Source organism: Micromonospora sp. NPDC047521 (genome assembly GCF_055587305.1).
The window spans coordinates 20,520-38,328 of sequence record NZ_JBVJGN010000015.1; the positions used below are offsets into that span (position 1 = coordinate 20,520).

Consider the following 17,809-nt stretch of genomic DNA (forward strand, 5'->3'; position numbering starts at 1 on the left):
CGGCGTGACCGGCAAGCTTGATCTTGATCCGGTGCTGGTGGCGCGGGCGCGGGAGTTGGCGCGTCGCGCTGGGCAGCCGGTGGTCGACCTGGCCCGCAGTCACACCACGGTGTCGGTGGAGCGGGCCGTGCTGCGCCTGGCCGGGGTGAGTGGCGCCGACCCGGACGGCATCCCCTGGGTGAACCGGCTCGTCGACGCGGTCGTCGCGGACGTGGGGTTGGGCCACGGGGTGGCGCTGCCGGTGTTCGACGCCCTCGCCCGCGAGGGCATCACTGACGTGACGTTGCTGGCGCAGAAGGCCGCGGCCGGGTCGGTGCGCTTCGCGTTGCCCACCGGGCGGGCCGCCACGGCGGCCCGGTCGGCGGCGCGCAGGGCCGTCGGTGCGGGCATCCGGCGCATCGACAGGCGGCGCGCCGAGCGGGACCGGCTCATCAAGCGGCACGGCGACCCGAAGCAGCGGCCGTGGATCTACCTGATCGTGGCGACCGGGGACATCTACGAGGACATCCCGCAGGCGCAGGCGGCGGCGCGCGCCGGCGCGGACGTCATCGCGGTGATCCGCTCCACGGGTCAGTCGCTGCTGGACTACGTGCCCGAGGGCGCGACCCGGGAGGGTTTCGCCGGCACGTACGCCACGCAGGAGAACTTCCGGCTGATGCGCGCGGCGCTGGACGAGTCGTCGAAGGAGTTGGGCCGCTACGTGCGGTTGACGAACTACGCGTCGGGCCTGTGCATGCCGGAGATGGCGACCCTGGCCGGGTTGGAACGCCTCGACATGATGCTCAACGACTCGATGTACGGGATCCTGTTCCGCGACATCAACCCGGTGCGCACGTTCGTCGACCAGCGGTTCTCCCGGCAGGTCCACGCCCGTGCGGGGATCATCATCAACACCGGTGAGGACAACTACCTGACCACCGCCGACGCCGTCGACGAGGCGCACACGGTGACGGTGTCGCAGCTGCTCAACGAGTTCTTCGCGCACGAGGCGGGCCTCGCGGACTGGCAGTTGGGGTTGGGTCACGCGTTCGAGATCAACCCGGAGGTGCCGGAGTCGTTCCGGCTGGAGCTGGCGCACGCCCTGCTGGCGCGCGAGCTGTTCCCGCACGCGCCGTTGAAGTGGATGCCGCCGACGAAGCACATGACCGGTGACGTGTTCCGGGGCAACCTGCTCGACGGGTTCTTCAACCTGGCGGGTGCGCTGACCGGTCAGGGCATCCTGCTGGTGGGGATGATGACCGAGGCGGTGGTGACGCCGTGGCTGTCCGACCGGGACATCGCCCTGCAGAACGTGCGGTACGTGTTGGGCGCGGCCGGTGGGCTGCACGAGGACTTCGTGCCGGCGCCCGGCGGGTTCATCCGCCGCCGCGCCAACCAGGTCCTCGGTGAGGCACTGGACCTGCTGGAGCGCATCGGGGAGCAGACGCTGCTCACCGCCATCGCCGAGGGCACCTTCGGGATCATGAAACGGCCCGCGGACCGTGGCAAGGGCCTGGCCGGGGTCGCCGCCCACGAGGCGGACTACTGCAACCCGGCCACCGACATCCTGGAGGCGGCGGCGTGAGTAGGCAGATCGTGCGCCCGTACGGGGACACCACAGGTGACGGGATGGTGCAGGTGTCGTTCACCCTGCCGGTGGCCCACGACAAGCGGGCCGAGGGCGCGGCGGTGCAGCTGGCCAACAAGATGGGCATCGACCCGGCGATGCTGGTGCACGCCAAACCGATGGGTGACGGGTTCACCTTCTTCGTCGTCTACGGGCGGGTCAACCACCTCGTCGACGTCGACGCGGTGCAGGTGGTGGAACGGGACTTCCCGCTGCTGTCGGCCAAGGAGGTCAACACGGTGGTCAAGCAGCGGCTGCGCCGCAAGCTGTCAGTGGTCGGCGCGTGCATCGGCACCGACGCGCACACCGTGGGCATCGACGCGATCCTCAACGTCAAGGGCATCGCGGGGGAGAAGGGCCTGGAGTACTACCGGGAGCTGAAGGTCACCAACCTGGGCGCGCAGGTGAGCGTGCCGGAGCTGGTGGAGGCCGCCCGGGCGGAGAAGGCCGACGCGGTGCTCGTGTCGCAGGTCGTCACGCAACGCGACGCGCACCTGCACAACACCCGGGAGATGTCCGCCGCGTTCCGCGAGGCCATGCCGGCGGGCAAGCGGCCCCTGCTGATCGTCGGCGGTCCCCGGTTCGACGAGACGATGACCGACGAGTTGGGCGTGGACCGGATCTTCGGCCGGGGCACCACGCCCGGCGAGGTGGCCAGCTACCTCGTGCACGCCCTGATCACGCAGCGGAAGGCGACCACATGACCGACGCAAGGCTCGGGTTGACGGTGACGCACCGGCGGTACGTGCCGTACTCGCACGCGCACTACGCCGGCAACCTCGTCGACGGGGCGTACGCCCTCGGACTGTTCGGGGACGTCGCCACGGAGGTGTGCATCCGCACCGACGGCGACGAGGGACTGTTCGCCGGGTACACCGACGTGCGGTTCACCGCTCCGATCCGCGCCGGTGACGTGGTGGAGGTGACCGCACAGGTGTCCCGGGTGGGCTCGCGCAGCCGCACCCTGGAGCTGAGCTGCGCGGTGGTGTGCAGGGGCCGCCCGGACCGTTCCGAGTCCGCCGCCGAGGTCCTGGACCCGCCGATCGTGGCTGTCACCGCGACCGGCACCGTGGTCGTCCCCGCGGCACAGTGAGTCGCGAGGAGTGAGCCGGGGTTGCGAGCCCCGCAGTCGCGAACAGAGAAGGCACAGTGAGTCGCGAGGAGTGAGCCGGGGTTGCGAGCCCCGCAGTCGCGAACGGGGAGGCCTGTGACCCTGGCGGTCTGCGCGGACGTCGGTTCGACGTACACCAAGGCGGCGGTGGTGGACCTGGCCGCCGGTGTCCTCGTGGGCGCGGCGGCCGCGCCCACGACGGTGGGCAGCGACGTGCTGCACGGCCTGGACGCCGCGGTCGCGGCGGCCACCGCCGGGCTCGGGGCGCGCGACGTGCCGTGGTACGTGTGCTCGTCGGCCGGCGGTGGGCTGCGCCTGGCGGTGATCGGCTACGAGCCGTTGGTCACCGCGCAGGCCGGCCGGCGGGTCGGGTTGTCCGCCGGCGCGCACGTGGTGCACGTGGCGGCCGGGCGGCTCGGCGCGGCGGACCTGACGGCGCTGCGGGCGGCCCGCTGCGACGTGGTGCTGCTGGTCGGCGGCACCGACGGCGGTGACGCCGACACGATCGCCCACAACGCGACCCGGCTGGCCCGCGCCCGCTGGCGCAGACCCGTGGTGTACGCGGGCAACGCCGACGTGCGCGCGGAGCTGACCGGGCTGCTCCAGGCCGCCGGTGTGCCGGTGACAGGGGCGGACAACGTGCTGCCACGCATCGGGGTGCTCGCCCCGGAGTCGGCGCGCGCGGCGATCCGGGCGGTGTTCCTGCGTCACGTGATCGGCGGGAAACGGCTGTCACGGGGCAACCGGTTCGCGCGGCTGGTCCGTGCGGCCACACCGGACGCGGTGCTCACCGGCGTGGAGGTGCTTGCCGACACCATCGGAGGCGACCTGGCCGTCGTCGACGTGGGAGGCGCCACCACCGACGTGTACTCGGTGCTCACGCCCGACGAGCGGGCCACCGGGCCGGGTCGGGAGGTCGCCGGCAGCCTGTGGCGGGCCCGCACCGTCGAGGGTGACCTGGGGATGCGGTGGAGCGCGCCGGGCGTGGTGCGGGCCGCCGCCGAGGAGCGGCTGCTCGCCGCCGACGAGGCCGACGCGTTGACGGCCGCCGCCGACCGGCGTGCCACCGACCCCGGTTTCCTGGCCGTCGACGACACCGAGCGGGCGGCGGACGCCCGCATCGCCGCCCTCGCGGCGACCGTGGCGCTGCGCCGGCACGCCCGCGGGGCCGCCACCGGGGAACGCGCCGGGCGGGACCTGCGCGACGTGCGGCTGATGGTGGGCTCCGGCGGGGTGCTGCGGCACGCCCCGGCGCCGGTGGCGGGGCAGGTGCTGGCGGCGGTCCTGGGCGACCACGCCGGCGGGTGGCCGCTGCCCCGCGCCGCGACCCCCGTGGTCGACGTCGACTACGTGCTGGCCGCCGGTGGGCTCCTCGCCGAGGAGCACCGGACGGCCGCGGGGGCGCTGCTGCGTCACCACCTGCGGACGCAGTGAGACGCGCCGACCCGACACGCCGTGTCGCAACACACGACAGGCCCGGGTGGGTTGACAGGAGGCGGGGTGCAGCACGTACCGTCTTTGAGTCCTACCACGGGAAGCGGCTGTTGTTCGCTTCGTCCCTTCGTCCGCTGGCCGAGCGACATGTTTCAGCGTCATCGTCGCGGCGGCCAGGTCCAGCGGGCGGGGGTCGGCGGGGCGGCGCGAACCGGTCGCGGTTACCGGTGTACGGGCAGGGTGAGGTGCACGGCCAGTAGACAACGGCCCGGCGGGGGCAGCCAGTCCGCGTCCGGTCGGTCCGAAGGTCGGCGTGCCGCATCCTCGCCGCACCGGCCGGGGAGGGCCTGGGAGCATCGGGGCGCGGCGCGAGCCGCGCCCCGATTTCATGTCCGTCGGGTGGTCTGTCCCCGACAGCCCGATGCGGCCGTCACGGCCGCTGGCCAGGTAGCCTTCGCCCCGTGATCGAGGGGACGCTGCGGTGACGACGCTGGACCGGGACGAGACTCACGCGCCGACACCGGCGCCCGGCCCGGCTGCCGCCGGGCGGCCGCTGCCGCTGCGGGTGGCCGCGCCGATGGCCGTGGCCGCCGGGCTGGCCCTGCTTGTGGCGTTCCCGCCGTACGGGGTGTGGCCGCTCGCGCCGGTGGGCGTGGCGTTGCTGGCCGCCGCCGCGCACCGGCGGCGGTTGCGCGCCGGCGCCGGACTGGGCTTCCTGACCGGTGTGGCGCTGTTCGCGCCGCTGCTGGAATGGACGAACCTGCACACCGGCTACCTGCCGTGGGTGCTGCTGTCGCTGTTGCAGGCCGGCTACCTGGCGCTGCTGGGCATGGCCACGGCCTGGGTGTCGCCGCTGGCCGACCGCGGCCGGTGGGCGTGGCCGGCGCTGACCGGCCTGCTGTGGGTGGGGCAGGAGGCGCTGCGCGACCGCACCCCGTTCGGCGGGTTCCCGTGGGGGCGGCTGGCGTTCAGCCAGGACACGTCGCCGCTGCTGCGCCTCGCCTCGCTGGGCGGCGCCCCGCTAGTCACCTTCGCGGTCGCCCTGCTCGGTGGGCTGCTCGTCACGGCCGTCTGGCGGGGCGTGGTGGCCCGCCGCGACGCCCAGGCCGAATGGTGGCTGGCGGCTGCCGCACCGGCCGCCGTGGCCGTGGGGGTGGGCGCGGTGAGCCTGCTGGTTCCCGTCGCCACCGCCGGGTCGGGCGACACGGTCACCGTGGCGATCGTGCAGGGCAACGTGCCGCGCCTCGGCCTGGACTTCAACGCCCAACGGCAGGCCGTGCTCAACAACCACGTCGACGCCACCATCGAGCTGGCCGCGCGGGTCACCGCCGGGCAGCAGCGCCGCCCCGACCTGGTGGTGTGGCCGGAGAACTCCAGCGACATCGACCCGCTGCGCAACCCCACCGCCGGGGCGCGCATCTCGCAGGCCGCCGACGCCATCGCCGCGCCGATCCTCGTCGGCGCGGTCCTGCAGGGCCCCGGCGCGGGGGAGGTCCGCAACGTGGGCATCCTGTGGCGGCCCGGCGCCGGCCCCGACCTGGACCAGCTGTACGCCAAACGCCACCCGGTGCCGTTCGCCGAGTACGTGCCGCTGCGCGACGTGGCCCGCATGGTCAGCGACAAGGTCGACCTGGTCCGGTCGGACTTCGTGGCCGGCAGCACCCCGGGCGTGGTACGCGCCGGCCCGGCGGTGCTCGGCGACGTGATCTGCTTCGAGGTCGCCTACGACGGGGTGGTCCGCGACACCGTCACCGGCGGCGCGCAGCTGCTCGTCGTGCAGACCAACAACGCCACATTCGACGTGGCCGAGGCCCGTCAGCAGCTGGCCATGGTGCGGCTGCGGGCAGTGGAGCACGGCCGGCCGGCGTTGATGGCCTCCACGGTCGGTGTGTCCGGGTTCGTCGCCCCGGACGGGCGGGTAAGCGATGCCACCGGGTTCAACACCCGGGAGGTCGTGGTGCGGCAGCTGCGGCTCGACAGCGGACGCACACTCGCCACCCGCCTCGGCTGGTGGCCGGAGGTGGCGCTCGCCGGGCTGGCCGCGGCGGCCCTGGTCGGTGCGGCGGTGCTGCGCCGGCGGCAGCGGATCATGCCCGGATAGCAGCAGCCGGTACGCCGGCGGAAGCGGAGGAACCGTGATCCAGGCGACCGATACGATCAGGCGGCCGGACGAGGTGCCCGGCGTCGGCCGGGTGCTTGTGGTGATCCCCACCTACAACGAGGCCGACAACGTCGCCGCGATCGTGGGACGGGTCCGCCGGGCCGCCCCGGCCGTGCAGATCCTCATCGCCGACGACAACAGCCCCGACGGCACCGGCGCGATCGCCGACGACCTCGCCGCCGGTGACGCGCACGTGCAGGTGTTGCACCGCGAGGGCAAGCAGGGCCTCGGAGCGGCGTACCTGGCCGGGTTCGGGTGGGCGCGCGAGCGTGGCTACGACGCGGTCGTGGAGATGGACGCCGACGGCTCACACGCCCCGGAGGACCTGCCGGCGCTGCTGACGGCGGCCCGCGACGCCGACGTGGTGATCGGGTCGCGGTGGACCAGCGGCGCGCGGGTGGTGAACTGGCCGCTGCGGCGGCTGCTGCTGTCGCGCTGCGGCAACCTGTACGCGCGCCTCGCCCTGGGCATGCCGGTGTCCGACGCGACAGGCGGTTACCGGGTGTACCGGATCAGCGCGTTGGACGCCATCGACCTGGCGTCGGTGTGCTCGCAGGGCTACTCGTTCCAGGTGGAGCTGTCCCGGCTGGCGCACCGCGCCGGTGTGCGGATCGTGGAGGTGCCGATCACGTTCGCCGAACGCGAGCGGGGCGACAGCAAGATGAGCCCCCGCATCGTGGCCGAGGCGCTGTGGCGGATCACCACCTGGGGGGTGCAGGACCGGCGTCAGGCGGTACGCCGTGGCCTCAACGGCACCCCCACAGGTCAGGTGCGGTGGCCGTGAGCGGGGCCGTGTCATGCTGGAAGGACGGTGCGTGTCGGCGTACCGGGGATTGGCGATGAGGTGAGATGCGCCGAGGACTGAGGTTCGTGCCGATTGCCCTGCTGCTGTCGGTGGTGGTGGAGTTGGCGGTGTTCGTCCTGGTGGGGCGGGCCGTCGGGTTCGGCGCGGCGGTGCTGCTGGTGTTCGCGGCGTCGCTGCTGGGGCTGGTGCTGCTGCGCCGCGAGGGCATGCGCGCCTGGCGCGGGTTCCGCACCGCGGCGCAGGCGGGTCAGCCGCCGGGACGGCAGGTGACCGACGGGCTCGTCGGGCTGGCCGGCGCGCTGCTGCTGGCGGTGCCCGGTCTGGTCAGCGGGCTGGTCGGGCTGCTGCTGCTGGTGCCGCCACTGCGACGGCTGGCCCGTTCCGGGGTGCAACGCACCGCCGAGCGGCGGGTGTCGTCGATGGTCGCCGGTGACCTGTTCGGGCCGCGTACGGTGCGGGTGCGCCAGGGCGCGCCGCAGCCGACGCCGCAGCCGGAGCAGCCGGTGGTCGTCGACGGGGGCCGGGCCATCGAGGGGGAGATCATCGAGCCCGGGCGCCACTGAACCGCGACGCACACACGACGGCGCCCCCGGGGAGAACCCCGGGGGCGCCGTGTCGTTCGGTGTGCGGCTCAGGCGCGGCCGCGGCGGGTACGAACCTCCTGGAGCCGTTCGGCGAGGATGTCCTCGAGCTCGGCGATCGAGCGCCGCTCCAGCAGCATGTCCCAGTGGGTACGCGGCGGCTTGGCCTTCTTCTGCTCCGGCTCGCTGCCGTCGACGAGTCGGGCGACGCTGCCGTCGAACTTGCATTCCCAGGTCGTCGGGACCTCGGCGTCGACGGCGAACGGCACCTCGAACTGGTGGCCCTTGGCACAGAGGTACTCGCGGGTCTGACGCGGCGCGAGCTCCGTGTTGCGGTCGGATTCGTAGCTGACCGCGCCCAGGCGGCTTCCGCGCAGCATACGCTCGCCCATGATCGACTTCCCCTCGTTCGTGGTGCTGGTCTTCTGGGTGTAACGGTGCGTTCCCGTCGCGCCATTCCCGCCGCAGGGCGTGAGGCGTCCACGGGTGGGCCGCGACCAAGGGTAGCCGGCCGGGGCGGCCACCCGGGCAGGTGATCCCCGGGCGGGTCGCGATGGTGGAGTGTTTCGGCTGCCACCGGGGATGTTAACGGCCCGAGCGCACAGGAGGTTGCGATGACCCAGGACGTCCCGGTCGAGCGCCGAGCGACCAGCGAGCGGACGTTCTTCGGGCATCCCCGGGCCCTGGCGACGCTCTTTCTCACCGAGATGTGGGAGCGGTTCAGCTTCTACGGGATGCGGGCCATCCTCGTGCTGTATCTCACCGCCGAGGTCGCCGACGACGGGTTGGGCCTGGGCGACGCCAGCGCCAACGCGGTCTACGGCACGTACAACGCGATGGTGTACCTGTTGGCGCTGCCCGGCGGGTGGGTCGCCGACCGGTTGATCGGCGCCCGGCGCAGCGTGCTGTGGGGCGGGGTGGTGATCGCCGCCGGGCACTACGTGATGGCGGTGCCGGTGCGCTGGAGCGTGTTCGCCGGGATGGCGCTCATCGTGTTGGGCACCGGCCTGCTCAAACCGAACATCTCCACCATGGTGGGCAGCCTGTACGCCAGGGACTCCCCGCGCCGTGACGCCGGCTTCTCGATCTTCTACATGGGCATCAACCTGGGCGCGTTCGTCGCCCCGCTGATCACCGGCTACCTCGGCGAGAAGATCAACTGGCATCTGGGGTTCGCGGTGGCGGCCGTCGGCATGACCTTCGGCGTGATCCAGTACGTGCTGGGCCGGCGCAACCTGGGCGACGCCGGCGACCGGCCGGCCGATCCGCTGCTGGGCGCCGACCGCCGCCGGGCGCTGACCCGCGCCGGTATGGCAGTGGTGGCGCTCGTCGTGCTCGTCGCCGTCCTCGCGCTTGTCGGGCTGTTCACCGTCAACACGGTGGTGAACCTGCTCACCGGGGTCACCGTGCTCGTCGCCGTCGGCTACTTCGCCCGGATCATGACCGACCGGGAGCTCAGCGCCACCGAACGGTCCCGGATGAAGGCGTACCTGTGGCTGTTCGTCTTCGCCGCCGCGTTCTGGCTGATCTACGACCAGGCCGGGTCGGTGTTGAACATCTTCGCCGCCGAGCGCACCGACCGGAACGTCGGCGGCTTCACCTTCCCCGCGTCGTGGTTGCAGTCGGTCAACCCGATCCTGATCATCATCGGCGCGCCGCTGTTCGCGCTGCTGTGGCTGCGCGTCGGCAACCGGGTGTCCACACCTGTGAAGTTCTCCGTCGGTCTGGTACTCAACGGCCTGTCGTTCGTGCTGATGGCCGCCGCCGCGCAGGCCGCCGTCGGCGGTGAGCGGGTGTCACCGTGGTGGCTGGTGGCCGTGTACGCCATCCAGGTCGCCGGTGAGCTGTCGCTGAGCCCGGTCGGGCTGTCCGCCACCACCAAGCTCGCGCCTGTGAAGTACGCCAGTCAGATGCTCGGGCTGTGGTTCCTGGCCACCGCCGTCGGCGACGCGATAGGTGGCCAGGTGGCCCGCCTCGCCGAGACCTGGTCCGAGCCGACCTACTTCCTCACCTTCGGGCTGGCGTCGGTGGCGTTCGGGGCGGGCGCGGTGATGTTCGCCCGACACATCCGCGCGCTGATGGCGGGCATCCACTGAACCCGCGCGCGTTCAGCCGGCCGCGTCCCGGGGGGCGGCGGCGCCGAGGCGGGACAGCGCCAGCGCCAGATCGCTGACCTGGTCGCCGAGCTGCGCCACCCGCCGCTGGGCCACGTCCCGGTCGGTCTCGGCGGCGTCCAGTCGTACCGTCAGGGTGGTGACCCGGCCCTCGGCGGTGGCCGCGGCGTCGCGGGCGGCGGCCAGGTCGGCGGCGAGCGCGTCGCGGTGCGCGGCGGTGGCGGCCAGCTCCGCGCGCAGCCGCACGGCCAGTTCGGTGGCCTCCTGCCTGGCGTGCTCGGCCTGTTCGGCGGCGACCAGCGCGCGGTCGCGGGCCCGGTCGGCCTGCTCGCGCGCCCGGGCCGCGTCCGCGGCCTCGGTGCGCGTGCGCGCGGCGTCGGCGCGGGCCTGGTCGATCTGGCGGCGCACGTCCTGCACCTCGGCCTGCCACCGCTCTGCCCGCTCGGTGGCCTCGGCGGCTTCCCGGGTGGCCCGCTCGGCGTCGGCGCGCGCCGCGTCGCGTCGCACGGTCAGGTCGGCGGCCCGCTGCCGCTCGGCGTCGTGTGCGGCGCGCAGGTCGTCCCGGTCGCGGCGCGCCTGGTCACGGTCCTGTTCGGCCTGCGCGCGCAGCGCCTGGGCCGCGCTGGCGTCGCGGCGGGCGTCGTCCCGGGCCGCCTCGGCGCGGTGGGCCCGCTCGTCGGCGTCGGCGGCCCGCCGCGCTGCCTGCTCGGCGTCGCGGCGGGCGTCGTCGGCCTCGGCGCGGGCGAGCCGGGCCTGCTCCCGCGCCCGGGCCGCGTCGGCGGCCGCGGTCTCGGCGTCGTCGCGGGCCTCGTCCCGTTCGGTCTGCGCCGCCGCGATCTCGGCGGCGGCCTCGGCGTGGGCCTGGGCGAGCTGGCGCTGCACCCCCACCGGGGACAGCTCGGCGTGCAGCGCCTCGGTGAGCGTCTCGACGATCTGGTCGAGCCGGTCCACAGCCTCCCACGTGCGGGCCACCTGCCCGGGCAGGCCGGGGGCGTTGCGGTGGCGCATGCGGCTGTTGCGCGACGCGCGTTGGCAGGCGCCGTCGTTGTCCCGGCAGTAGCGAAACGGTCGACCCGCGCCGACACGCTGCGGCACCGGCCGTCCACAGTGGGCACACGGACGGGTCTCGGCGGGGGTGAGCTGCGCGTCCATCGAGGGCGAAGTCTAGTGCCGGGCGCTCAGCTCGTCGCCCGGGCCGTCGCGTCCAGGGTGTAGCGGCGTTGCAGCAGCACCGCGGCGAGCATCGCCACCGCCGGCAGCAGCCCGAAGCCGTAGCGGACCGCCGCGAGCGCCGCGTCGGGCTGCACCGGCGACTCACCTGCCGTCGACGCCACGAATCCGCCGACGGTCAGGCACAGGGCGTACGCGTAGGGGCCCAGCGCCGCACCGGTGGCCTCGGTGGCCGTCCACACCCCGGTGTAGGTGCCCGCGCCGGTGCCGTCGGCGCTGGCGGCGCGGATCACGTCGGGCAACATCGAGAACGGCAGCAGCTGCATGCCGGCGAACGCCACCCCGAGCACCGCCACCGCCCCGATGAGCAGCGGCAGTCCGGCCGGGCGGCCCACCGCCAGCACCAACGAGCCGAGCGCGAACGCGCCCTGCGCGCCGAGCAGCGCCCGCTGTTTGCCGACCCGACGGGCCAGGACCAGCCAACCGGGTGTGACAAGCAGCGCCGGAGCGACGAACGCGGCCACCAGCACCGTGGTCAGTCCGGGCGCGCGCAGCTCGTACTCGGCGTAGTAGGGCACCCCGGCCAGCACCAGGTGGGTGGTGGTGGACATGGCCAGGTACGCGGCGACGAGCCAGCGGAACTGCCTGTCGCGCAGCGCCGTGCGCAGCGCACGCCACCCGCCGTGCCCCGCCGGGGTCGGGTCGGCCGCCGAACCGCGCAGCCGGGCGATGCCGGCGACGCCGACAAGCATGGCCACCAGCATGCCCACCGCGAGGACCAGACCCATCCGCTGGTAGCCGGCGCGGGTCGCGGCGTCGCCGCCGGTGAGCAGCGGGGCCAGCAGCCCGGAGAGCAGGATGCCCAGGGTCAGCACGACCATCCGGAACGCCATCAGCCTGGTGCGTTCGTGGTAGCCGATCCGCAGGTCGGCCGGAGTCGACAGGTAGGGGACCTGGTAGGCGGCGAACAGCAGGTTGCCGGCCATGAAGACGACAGCCACCCACGCGGCGGCCGAGGCGCCGGTCAGGCCGCCGGGCACCGCGAACAGCGCGGCGAACGCGACAGGCAGCGCGCAGCCGAGCAGCAGCAGCCGCCGCCGGTCACCCCGGCGGGCCTGCTCGACGTCCGCGCGGTGCCCGACCCACGGGTGCAGCACCACGTCGGCGATCTTCGGCAGCAGCAGCGCGAGGCCGGCCAGCCACGGGCCGACGGCGAGCACGTCGGTGAGGAAGTAGAGCAGCAGCAGGCCGGGCACCGTCACCCAGACGCCCATGCCGAGCGAGCCGGCCGCGAAGCCCGCCAGAGGGCCACGGGGCAGCGTCGTGTCCGTGGCGGCCACGGGCCGCCTGTCGAGCCCGGTCATCGCCGCATCCTCTCCCAATCCAACAGTTGCTGGATTCTAGGGGCACAATGGCGGCCATGACCATGCCCCGCCGCCGACCGGGTCGTCCCCGGCGCGACGAGACCCGACCGACGCGCGAGGTGGTGCTCAACGCGGCCACCACGCTGTTCGCCGAACGCGGCTTCGACGCCGTCGGGCTGCGGGAGGTCGCCGCCGCCGCCGGGGTCGACGTGGCAACTGTCGCCCACCACACGGGTACGAAGGCAGCGCTCTACGACGCCTGCTTCGCGCGCGTCTTCACCGCCGAGCAACAGGTGCTGACCGAGGCCGCCGAGCAGGCCCGTTCGGCGCTGCGGGCCGGTCCGGACGCGGCGCGGCGGGCGTTGCACGATCTGGTCGACGTGTTCGTCGACTTCCTGGAGGACCGGCCGGAGACCACAGCGCTGTGGCTGCGTCGCTGGCTGGAGCCACAGCGGCACGCCGAGCTGGACGAGCGCTACGCCGAACCCCTGTACCGGTTGGTGGCGGAGCTGCTCACCGCCGCGGCGTCGGCCGGCGCGCTGGCGGAGCCGACCCCGCACGTCACCGTGCGCAGCCTGGTCTGGGCGACGCACGGGCACGTGGTGGCGCTTGCCTCCGGCGCGCCGGGCGCCCGGGAGCGGCGCGAGTTCCGGGCGTTCGTGCACCGGCTCCTGGACGGGCTGTACGGGCCGCCGACCCCTTGACGGGCCGCCCCCGTCCGACGATTATCCATCGGACGTTGGATTAAGTGGGGGGCAGCGATGCAGGCACCACCCAGGGTGGCGGTGATCGGCGCCGGCGCGGCGGGGCTCGCCGCCGTCAAGGCGCTGCGCGACGCGGCCGTGCCGACCGTGTGTTTCGAGTCCGCCGACCAGGTCGGTGGACTGTGGGTGTACGGGGCGCCCGACTCGCCCGCGTACCGCACCCTGCACCTGAACACCAGCCGGGGCCGCACCGAGTTCGCCGACCACCCGATGCCCGCCGACTGGCCGGACTACCCCGACCACCGCCGCGTCGCCGGCTACCTGGCCGACTACGCCCACCGCTTCGGCCTGCGCGACAGCATCCGCCTGCGGCACACGGTCGAGCGGGTCACACGCGATTCCGCCGGCCGGTGGACGGTGCGCGCGGGCGGCCCCGACGGTCCGGTCGAGGTCACCGTCGACGCCGTCGTCGTCGCCAACGGCCACAACCGGGTGCCCCGGCTGCCCGAGCCGCCGTACGCCGGCACGTGCACCGCCGAGCAGCTGCACAGCCACGACTACCGCGGCCCCGAGCAGTTGGCGGGCAAGCGCGTCCTGGTCGTCGGGGGCGGCAACTCGGCGATGGACATCGCCGTCGACGCGTCGTACGCCGCCGAGCGCACCCTGCTGTCGCTGCGCCGGGGCGTCTGGGTGGTGCCGAAGTACCTGCTGGGCCGCCCGTCGGACACCCTCAACGGGGCGCTGGCCCGCCGGCTGCCGTGGCGGCTGCGCCAGCGGATCACACAGACGATGCTCACCGCCACCGTGGGCAGTCCCACCCGGTACGGGCTGCCCGCGCCCACCCACGGCTTCCTGCAGGACCATCCGACGCTCTCCGACGGGCTGCTGTCCCGGCTCACCCACGGCGACGTGGAGGCGCGGACCGGCGTCGCCGCCCTCGACGGCGACCGGGTCGAGTTCACCGACGGCCGCAGCGACACCGTCGACCTGATCGTGTGGTGCACCGGCTACCGGGTGGAGATCCCGTTTCTCGACCCGGAACTGCTCGGCGGCGGCGCCGACACCCTGCCGCTGTACCGGCACGTGTTCCACCCCGACGCGCCGGGCCTGACGTTCGTCGGGCTGATGCAGTCCACCGGCTCCGCGTTCCCCCTGGTGGAGGCGCAGGCCAAGCTGATCGCCGCGCAGCTCGCCGGCAGGTACACGCTGCCCGAGCCGGACCGGCAGCGCGCCGCCTGCCGTGCGGAGCTGCGCGCGGCGACGGCCCGCTGGGGTCAGCGCCGACCGGCGATGCGTGTGGACTTCGACGCCTACCTGGCCGAGCTGACCCGGGAACTGGCCTCCGGCGCCCGCCGCGTCCGCGCCGTCGTCCCGGCCGGGTCGCAGCGGTGACCGGCCTGACCGGCCGGCGGGTGCTTGTCACCGGGGCGAGCGGCACGTTCGGCCGGCACCTGGGCACCGCGCTGCGCGCCGCCGGCGCCCGGGTGGTCGGGCTCGACCTGCACCCGCGCCCCGACGACGAGCTGCCGGTGCTCGGCTGCGACCTCACCGACCCGGCCGCCGTACCGGCCGCGGTGCACGCCGCTGTCGAACGGCTCGGCGGGCTGGACCTGCTGGTCAACAATGCCGGGGTCGGTGGCCCCGCCCCGGCCGAGCTGCCGCCCGACGAGGTGGTACGCCAGCAGTTGGAGGTCAACCTGCTCGCCGCGTGGCGGACCACCGCCGCCGCGCTGCCCCCGCTGCTCGACGCACGCGGTCGGGTGATCTTCGTGGCCAGCCGGATGGCGGTGCTGCCGCTGCCCCTGGCCGCCGCGTACGGAGTCAGCAAGCGGGCCCTTGTCGCGTACGCCGACGCGCTGCGCCACGAGGTGGGCACCCACGTCGGGGTGAGCGTCGTCTACCCGAGCATGGTGGCGTCACCGATCCACGACAGCACCGCCGAGGCCGGCCTGTCCCTGCGCGGGGTGTCCCGCCCGGAGCCCGTCGAAGGTGTCGTGGCGGCGATCCTGCGGGCCGCCACCGCCCGCCGGGCGCCCCGGGACGTGGCGACGACCCGGCGTGGACGTCTGGAGATGGCCGTGGCCCGGCACGCGCCGGCGCTGGCCGACCGGATGGTGCGCCGTACCCTCGCAGCCCGGCTCGCCGCCGGTGACCTGGACGCCGCGCCGCTGGCCGCCGGGATGCTGCGCCGCCACCGGGAGCGGTGACCCGCCGGGGTCAGGGGGTGGCGACCGCGGCGCGGGAACGGTCGGCGGCGATGCGCACGGCCAGCGCCGCCAGCGCCGTCCCGGTGACCCACCGCTGCACGCGCAGCCACACCGGCCGGCGGGCGAAGAACCCGGCAAGGGTGCCGGCGCTGAGCACGATGAGCGCGTTGACGCTCAGCGCGACGGTGATCTGGGTCAGGCCCAGCAGCAGGCTCTGCGCCGCCACGTGCCCGCGCGCCGGGTCGACGAACTGCGGCAGCAGCGACACGTACAGGATGGCGATCTTCGGGTTGAGCAGGTTGGTGACCAGACCCATGGTGAACAGCCGCCGCGGCGGGTCCGGCGGCAGCGGCGCGGGCGTGAAGGGAGATCTGCCGCCCGGGCGTACCGTGCGCCAGGCCAGCCACAGCAGGTAGCCGGCCCCGGCCAGCTTCACCACCGCGTACAGCGTCGGCACCAGGACGAACACGGCGGCCAGGCCGGCGACCGCCGTGGTCAGGTAGACGCCGAACCCGGCGGCCACCCCGAGCAGCGAGACGAGCCCGGCCCGGCGGCCCTGCGCCACCGACCGGGAGACCAGGTAGACCATGTTCGGGCCCGGTGTGAGCACCAGCCCCAACGCCACCAACGCGATGCCCAGCAGCGCACCCGAACCGACCATGACGATTCCCCCGTTTCCACAGCCGTCCAGACCGACCGTAAGTCCGGGCTGGCCGCGTTGTCCCATGCCACCTGCCAGGCGGTGGCCTCGGATCCGGTCAGCGGGGCGCAAACCGTCTCGGCGGGAATGGTCCGGTTCCCTGCCGCGCTGATCAGATGCGTGTCGGCCGGTCGGCGGCGGCGCGTTACGGTGACCAGGGGAGGTGCGCAGGGTGACCGAGGCATGGGACGCGGCCGTCGAGGCGCAGATCCGGGGAGCGGTGCAACGCGGCGAGTTCGACAACCTGCCCGGCATGGGCAAGCCGATCCCCGGGCGCGGAATGCCGTACGACGAGTCGTGGTGGATCAAGAGCTTCCTGGAGCGCGAGAAGCTGCCCAGCGACCTGCTGCTGCCCACCCCGCTGCAACTGCGCCGGCGGGTCGAGCAGGTCCCCGACGAGGTCCGCGACCTGCCCACCGAACAGTCCGTCCGGGACTTCGTGGGCCAGCTCAACGCGCAGATCGTGGCGTGGCTGCGCAACCCCGAGGGTCCACGCGTGGCGGTCCGGCCGGTGAACGTCGACGAGGTGGTCCACCGCTGGCGCGCCGAGCGCGCCCGGCCCGAGATCACCACGCCCGCCGTCGAGCCGGTGACGACCGCCGTCGCTTCGCCGCGCCGGACGCGCCGCAGCTGGTGGCTGCGCTGGTGGCGCCGGGGTTGAGCCGCGACCGGCGGGGCACCCGGATCGGGGCTCGCGGCGGCAGACTGTGTGGATGCTGATCGAGCTACGGGCGCCTGCGGTTTCGCCGGCGCGGGAACTCGCCCTGCGCCCCTGGTGCGCCGGCGACCTGAACGCCCTCGTGGACGCGTACCGGGATCCGGTGTTGCGGCGGTGGACCCGCCTGCCCGTGAGCAACGCCGCCGAGGGGCGGCGGTGGTTGGACCGGGCGCGACGGGACTGGGACGACGGCCGCCGGTACAGCTTCGCCGTCCTCGAGGACGACCCGGACGGCCCACGGCTTGTCGCGAACGTGGTGCTCAAGAACCCCACGCCGGGCGGACCGACGGCCGAGGTGGGGTACTGGACGGCGGCGTGGGCCCGCGGTCGCGGAGTCGCTCCCCGGGCGGTCGTCGCGCTGAGCGGGTGGGCGTTCGACCGGCTTCCCGGGCTGACCAGACTCGACCTGCTGCACCAGGTGGACAACGTGGCGTCCTGCCGGGTGGCGCAGAAGAGCGGTTACGCGTTCCGCGAGGTGCTGCCGGCCCAACCGCCGTTTCCGCTGGACGGTCACCGGCACTCGCTCGACGCGCCCTAGTCCACAGCGGCCCGCCAGATCCAGGAGGTGCGGCGCGCGCGTCCCGGCAGCTCACCGCGACCGGTCATCCACAGCAGCACGTCGGGGGCGGCGCCCGTCGGGGCGTCCGGGAAGAGTCGCCGCAACACCAGCGTGCTCAGCTCCGGGGGCGGCTGCCACGGCACACCGAGGCCGACTGTGATGTCGTGCGTGTGCAGCAGCGTCTCGGCCACCCCCATGGCGGCGAAGCCCGCCGGGTCGCAGGGCCCGAAGTGCCAGGCCCGCGCCTGCGGTGAGGTCGCGTCGACGGCGGTGGCGAGCATTGCGGCGCAGGCGCGCACCACGGTGAGCACCTGCGCCGGGGGCGCGGTGGGGGAGACCCGCAGGTCGTACGGGAGGTACCCGTCGTCGGGGCTCGCGGTGACCTGGCCGGCGTAGGCGAGCAGGTCGTGCGCGACATGGGCTGCGGTGGTCCAGCAACTCCAGGTCAGCGTGCCGGCCGGCACCGACCAGTCGCGCTCGTGGTGGGGACGCAGCACGCGTGTCATCTCGTCGGCCGCCTCGAGCAGGTCGGCACCGGTCACAGTGGGCATCCGTCGACCTTCGCAGCGCCGGCC

18 protein-coding genes are annotated in these 17,809 nt (G+C 74.2%); 13 read left to right on the top strand and 5 right to left on the bottom strand.

Annotation, left to right across the window (positions count from 1 at the left end; genetic code table 11):
- Positions 1–4: 4 nt before the first annotated feature.
- The 7 genes from kamD to ACZ6N8_RS26250 all read left to right on the top strand — a co-directional run bounded on the left by kamD (position 5) and on the right by ACZ6N8_RS26250 (position 7,680).
- Complete coding sequence (gene kamD, locus ACZ6N8_RS26220; protein WP_466013162.1) at positions 5–1,564, top strand: lysine 5,6-aminomutase subunit alpha; 1,560 nt, start codon at positions 5–7, stop codon at positions 1,562–1,564.
- A complete protein-coding gene (gene kamE / locus ACZ6N8_RS26225; RefSeq protein ID WP_466013163.1) occupies positions 1,561–2,310 on the top strand; it encodes a lysine 5,6-aminomutase subunit beta in 750 nt (249 codons plus the stop codon). The genes kamD and kamE overlap by 4 nt, the downstream gene beginning before the upstream one ends.
- Positions 2,307–2,699, top strand: a complete 393-nt coding sequence (gene kal / locus ACZ6N8_RS26230) for a 3-aminobutyryl-CoA ammonia lyase (RefSeq protein WP_387119286.1) — start codon at positions 2,307–2,309, stop codon at positions 2,697–2,699. The genes kamE and kal overlap by 4 nt, the downstream gene beginning before the upstream one ends.
- 114 nt (positions 2,700–2,813) lie before the next feature.
- Entirely contained in the window at positions 2,814–4,151 is a 1,338-nt protein-coding gene (locus tag ACZ6N8_RS26235; protein ID WP_466013164.1) for a glutamate mutase L, read from the top strand.
- Positions 4,152–4,632: 481 nt separating this feature from the next.
- On the top strand, positions 4,633–6,252 hold the full coding sequence (gene lnt / locus ACZ6N8_RS26240; RefSeq protein ID WP_466013165.1) for an apolipoprotein N-acyltransferase: 1,620 nt from the start codon (positions 4,633–4,635) through the stop codon (positions 6,250–6,252).
- Positions 6,253–6,286: 34 nt separating this feature from the next.
- Complete coding sequence (locus ACZ6N8_RS26245) at positions 6,287–7,096, top strand: polyprenol monophosphomannose synthase (protein WP_364365192.1); 810 nt, start codon at positions 6,287–6,289, stop codon at positions 7,094–7,096.
- Positions 7,097–7,161: 65 nt separating this feature from the next.
- A complete protein-coding gene (locus tag ACZ6N8_RS26250; RefSeq protein ID WP_357992170.1) occupies positions 7,162–7,680 on the top strand; it encodes an FxsA family protein in 519 nt (172 codons plus the stop codon).
- A 68-nt stretch (positions 7,681–7,748) separates the two neighbouring features.
- On the opposite strand, the gene ACZ6N8_RS26255 is transcribed toward ACZ6N8_RS26250, so the two are convergent.
- A complete protein-coding gene (locus tag ACZ6N8_RS26255; protein ID WP_046564157.1) occupies positions 7,749–8,090 on the bottom strand; it encodes an RNA polymerase-binding protein RbpA in 342 nt (113 codons plus the stop codon).
- 222 nt (positions 8,091–8,312) lie between these two features.
- Here ACZ6N8_RS26255 and ACZ6N8_RS26260 point away from each other — a divergent pair, with 222 nt between their 5' ends.
- The gene (locus ACZ6N8_RS26260; protein ID WP_466013166.1) at positions 8,313–9,794 is read left to right on the top strand and encodes a peptide MFS transporter; all 1,482 of its coding nucleotides are present in this window, start codon (positions 8,313–8,315) and stop codon (positions 9,792–9,794) included.
- Between the two features lie 12 nt (positions 9,795–9,806).
- Here ACZ6N8_RS26260 and ACZ6N8_RS26265 read toward each other — a convergent pair whose 3' ends face one another.
- Entirely contained in the window at positions 9,807–10,964 is a 1,158-nt protein-coding gene (locus ACZ6N8_RS26265; RefSeq protein ID WP_466013167.1) for a hypothetical protein, read from the bottom strand.
- Between the two features lie 26 nt (positions 10,965–10,990).
- Positions 10,991–12,346 (bottom strand): MFS transporter, encoded by a 1,356-nt coding sequence (locus tag ACZ6N8_RS26270; protein WP_466013168.1) that lies wholly within the window; start codon positions 12,344–12,346, stop codon positions 10,991–10,993.
- A 56-nt stretch (positions 12,347–12,402) separates the two neighbouring features.
- Here ACZ6N8_RS26270 and ACZ6N8_RS26275 point away from each other — a divergent pair, with 56 nt between their 5' ends.
- From ACZ6N8_RS26275 to ACZ6N8_RS26285, 3 genes are read left to right on the top strand one after another with little or no spacing between them, the layout of a single operon-like run.
- Positions 12,403–13,050 (top strand): TetR/AcrR family transcriptional regulator, encoded by a 648-nt coding sequence (locus ACZ6N8_RS26275; protein WP_466013169.1) that lies wholly within the window; start codon positions 12,403–12,405, stop codon positions 13,048–13,050.
- Positions 13,051–13,107: 57 nt separating this feature from the next.
- Positions 13,108–14,442, top strand: a complete 1,335-nt coding sequence (locus ACZ6N8_RS26280) for a flavin-containing monooxygenase (protein ID WP_466013170.1) — start codon at positions 13,108–13,110, stop codon at positions 14,440–14,442.
- A complete protein-coding gene (locus ACZ6N8_RS26285) occupies positions 14,439–15,257 on the top strand; it encodes an SDR family NAD(P)-dependent oxidoreductase (RefSeq protein ID WP_466013171.1) in 819 nt (272 codons plus the stop codon). The genes ACZ6N8_RS26280 and ACZ6N8_RS26285 overlap by 4 nt, the downstream gene beginning before the upstream one ends.
- Positions 15,258–15,267: 10 nt before the next feature.
- On the opposite strand, the gene ACZ6N8_RS26290 is transcribed toward ACZ6N8_RS26285, so the two are convergent.
- Positions 15,268–15,918, bottom strand: coding sequence for a LysE family translocator (locus ACZ6N8_RS26290; protein WP_466013172.1), 651 nt, complete (start codon positions 15,916–15,918; stop codon positions 15,268–15,270).
- Between the two features lie 211 nt (positions 15,919–16,129).
- Here ACZ6N8_RS26290 and ACZ6N8_RS26295 point away from each other — a divergent pair, with 211 nt between their 5' ends.
- Both ACZ6N8_RS26295 and ACZ6N8_RS26300 read left to right on the top strand, forming a co-directional pair.
- A complete protein-coding gene (locus ACZ6N8_RS26295; protein WP_466013173.1) occupies positions 16,130–16,618 on the top strand; it encodes a DnaJ family domain-containing protein in 489 nt (162 codons plus the stop codon).
- Positions 16,619–16,670: 52 nt separating this feature from the next.
- Positions 16,671–17,213 (top strand): GNAT family N-acetyltransferase, encoded by a 543-nt coding sequence (locus tag ACZ6N8_RS26300; RefSeq protein WP_466013174.1) that lies wholly within the window; start codon positions 16,671–16,673, stop codon positions 17,211–17,213.
- On the opposite strand, the gene ACZ6N8_RS26305 is transcribed toward ACZ6N8_RS26300, so the two are convergent.
- Complete coding sequence (locus ACZ6N8_RS26305; protein WP_466013175.1) at positions 17,210–17,785, bottom strand: maleylpyruvate isomerase N-terminal domain-containing protein; 576 nt, start codon at positions 17,783–17,785, stop codon at positions 17,210–17,212. The genes ACZ6N8_RS26300 and ACZ6N8_RS26305 overlap by 4 nt on opposite strands.
- Between the last annotated feature and the right edge of the window lie 24 nt (positions 17,786–17,809).

What these genes read in the sequence shown, in the direction of transcription:
- ACZ6N8_RS26270 (WP_466013168.1), bottom strand. Translation starts at nt 12,346, where the DNA reads ATGACCGGGCTCGACAGGCGGCCCGTGGCCGCCACGGACACGACGCTG.
- ACZ6N8_RS26275 (WP_466013169.1), top strand. Translation starts at nt 12,403, where the DNA reads ATGACCATGCCCCGCCGCCGACCGGGTCGTCCCCGGCGCGACGAGACC.
- ACZ6N8_RS26260 (WP_466013166.1), top strand. Translation starts at nt 8,313, where the DNA reads ATGACCCAGGACGTCCCGGTCGAGCGCCGAGCGACCAGCGAGCGGACG.
- ACZ6N8_RS26290 (WP_466013172.1), bottom strand. Translation starts at nt 15,918, where the DNA reads ATGGTCGGTTCGGGTGCGCTGCTGGGCATCGCGTTGGTGGCGTTGGGG.
- ACZ6N8_RS26280 (WP_466013170.1), top strand. Translation starts at nt 13,108, where the DNA reads ATGCAGGCACCACCCAGGGTGGCGGTGATCGGCGCCGGCGCGGCGGGG.
- ACZ6N8_RS26255 (WP_046564157.1), bottom strand. Translation starts at nt 8,090, where the DNA reads ATGGGCGAGCGTATGCTGCGCGGAAGCCGCCTGGGCGCGGTCAGCTAC.
- ACZ6N8_RS26265 (WP_466013167.1), bottom strand. Translation starts at nt 10,964, where the DNA reads ATGGACGCGCAGCTCACCCCCGCCGAGACCCGTCCGTGTGCCCACTGT.
- kal (WP_387119286.1), top strand. Translation starts at nt 2,307, where the DNA reads ATGACCGACGCAAGGCTCGGGTTGACGGTGACGCACCGGCGGTACGTG.
- ACZ6N8_RS26300 (WP_466013174.1), top strand. Translation starts at nt 16,671, where the DNA reads ATGCTGATCGAGCTACGGGCGCCTGCGGTTTCGCCGGCGCGGGAACTC.
- ACZ6N8_RS26250 (WP_357992170.1), top strand. Translation starts at nt 7,162, where the DNA reads ATGCGCCGAGGACTGAGGTTCGTGCCGATTGCCCTGCTGCTGTCGGTG.
- ACZ6N8_RS26305 (WP_466013175.1), bottom strand. Translation starts at nt 17,785, where the DNA reads ATGCCCACTGTGACCGGTGCCGACCTGCTCGAGGCGGCCGACGAGATG.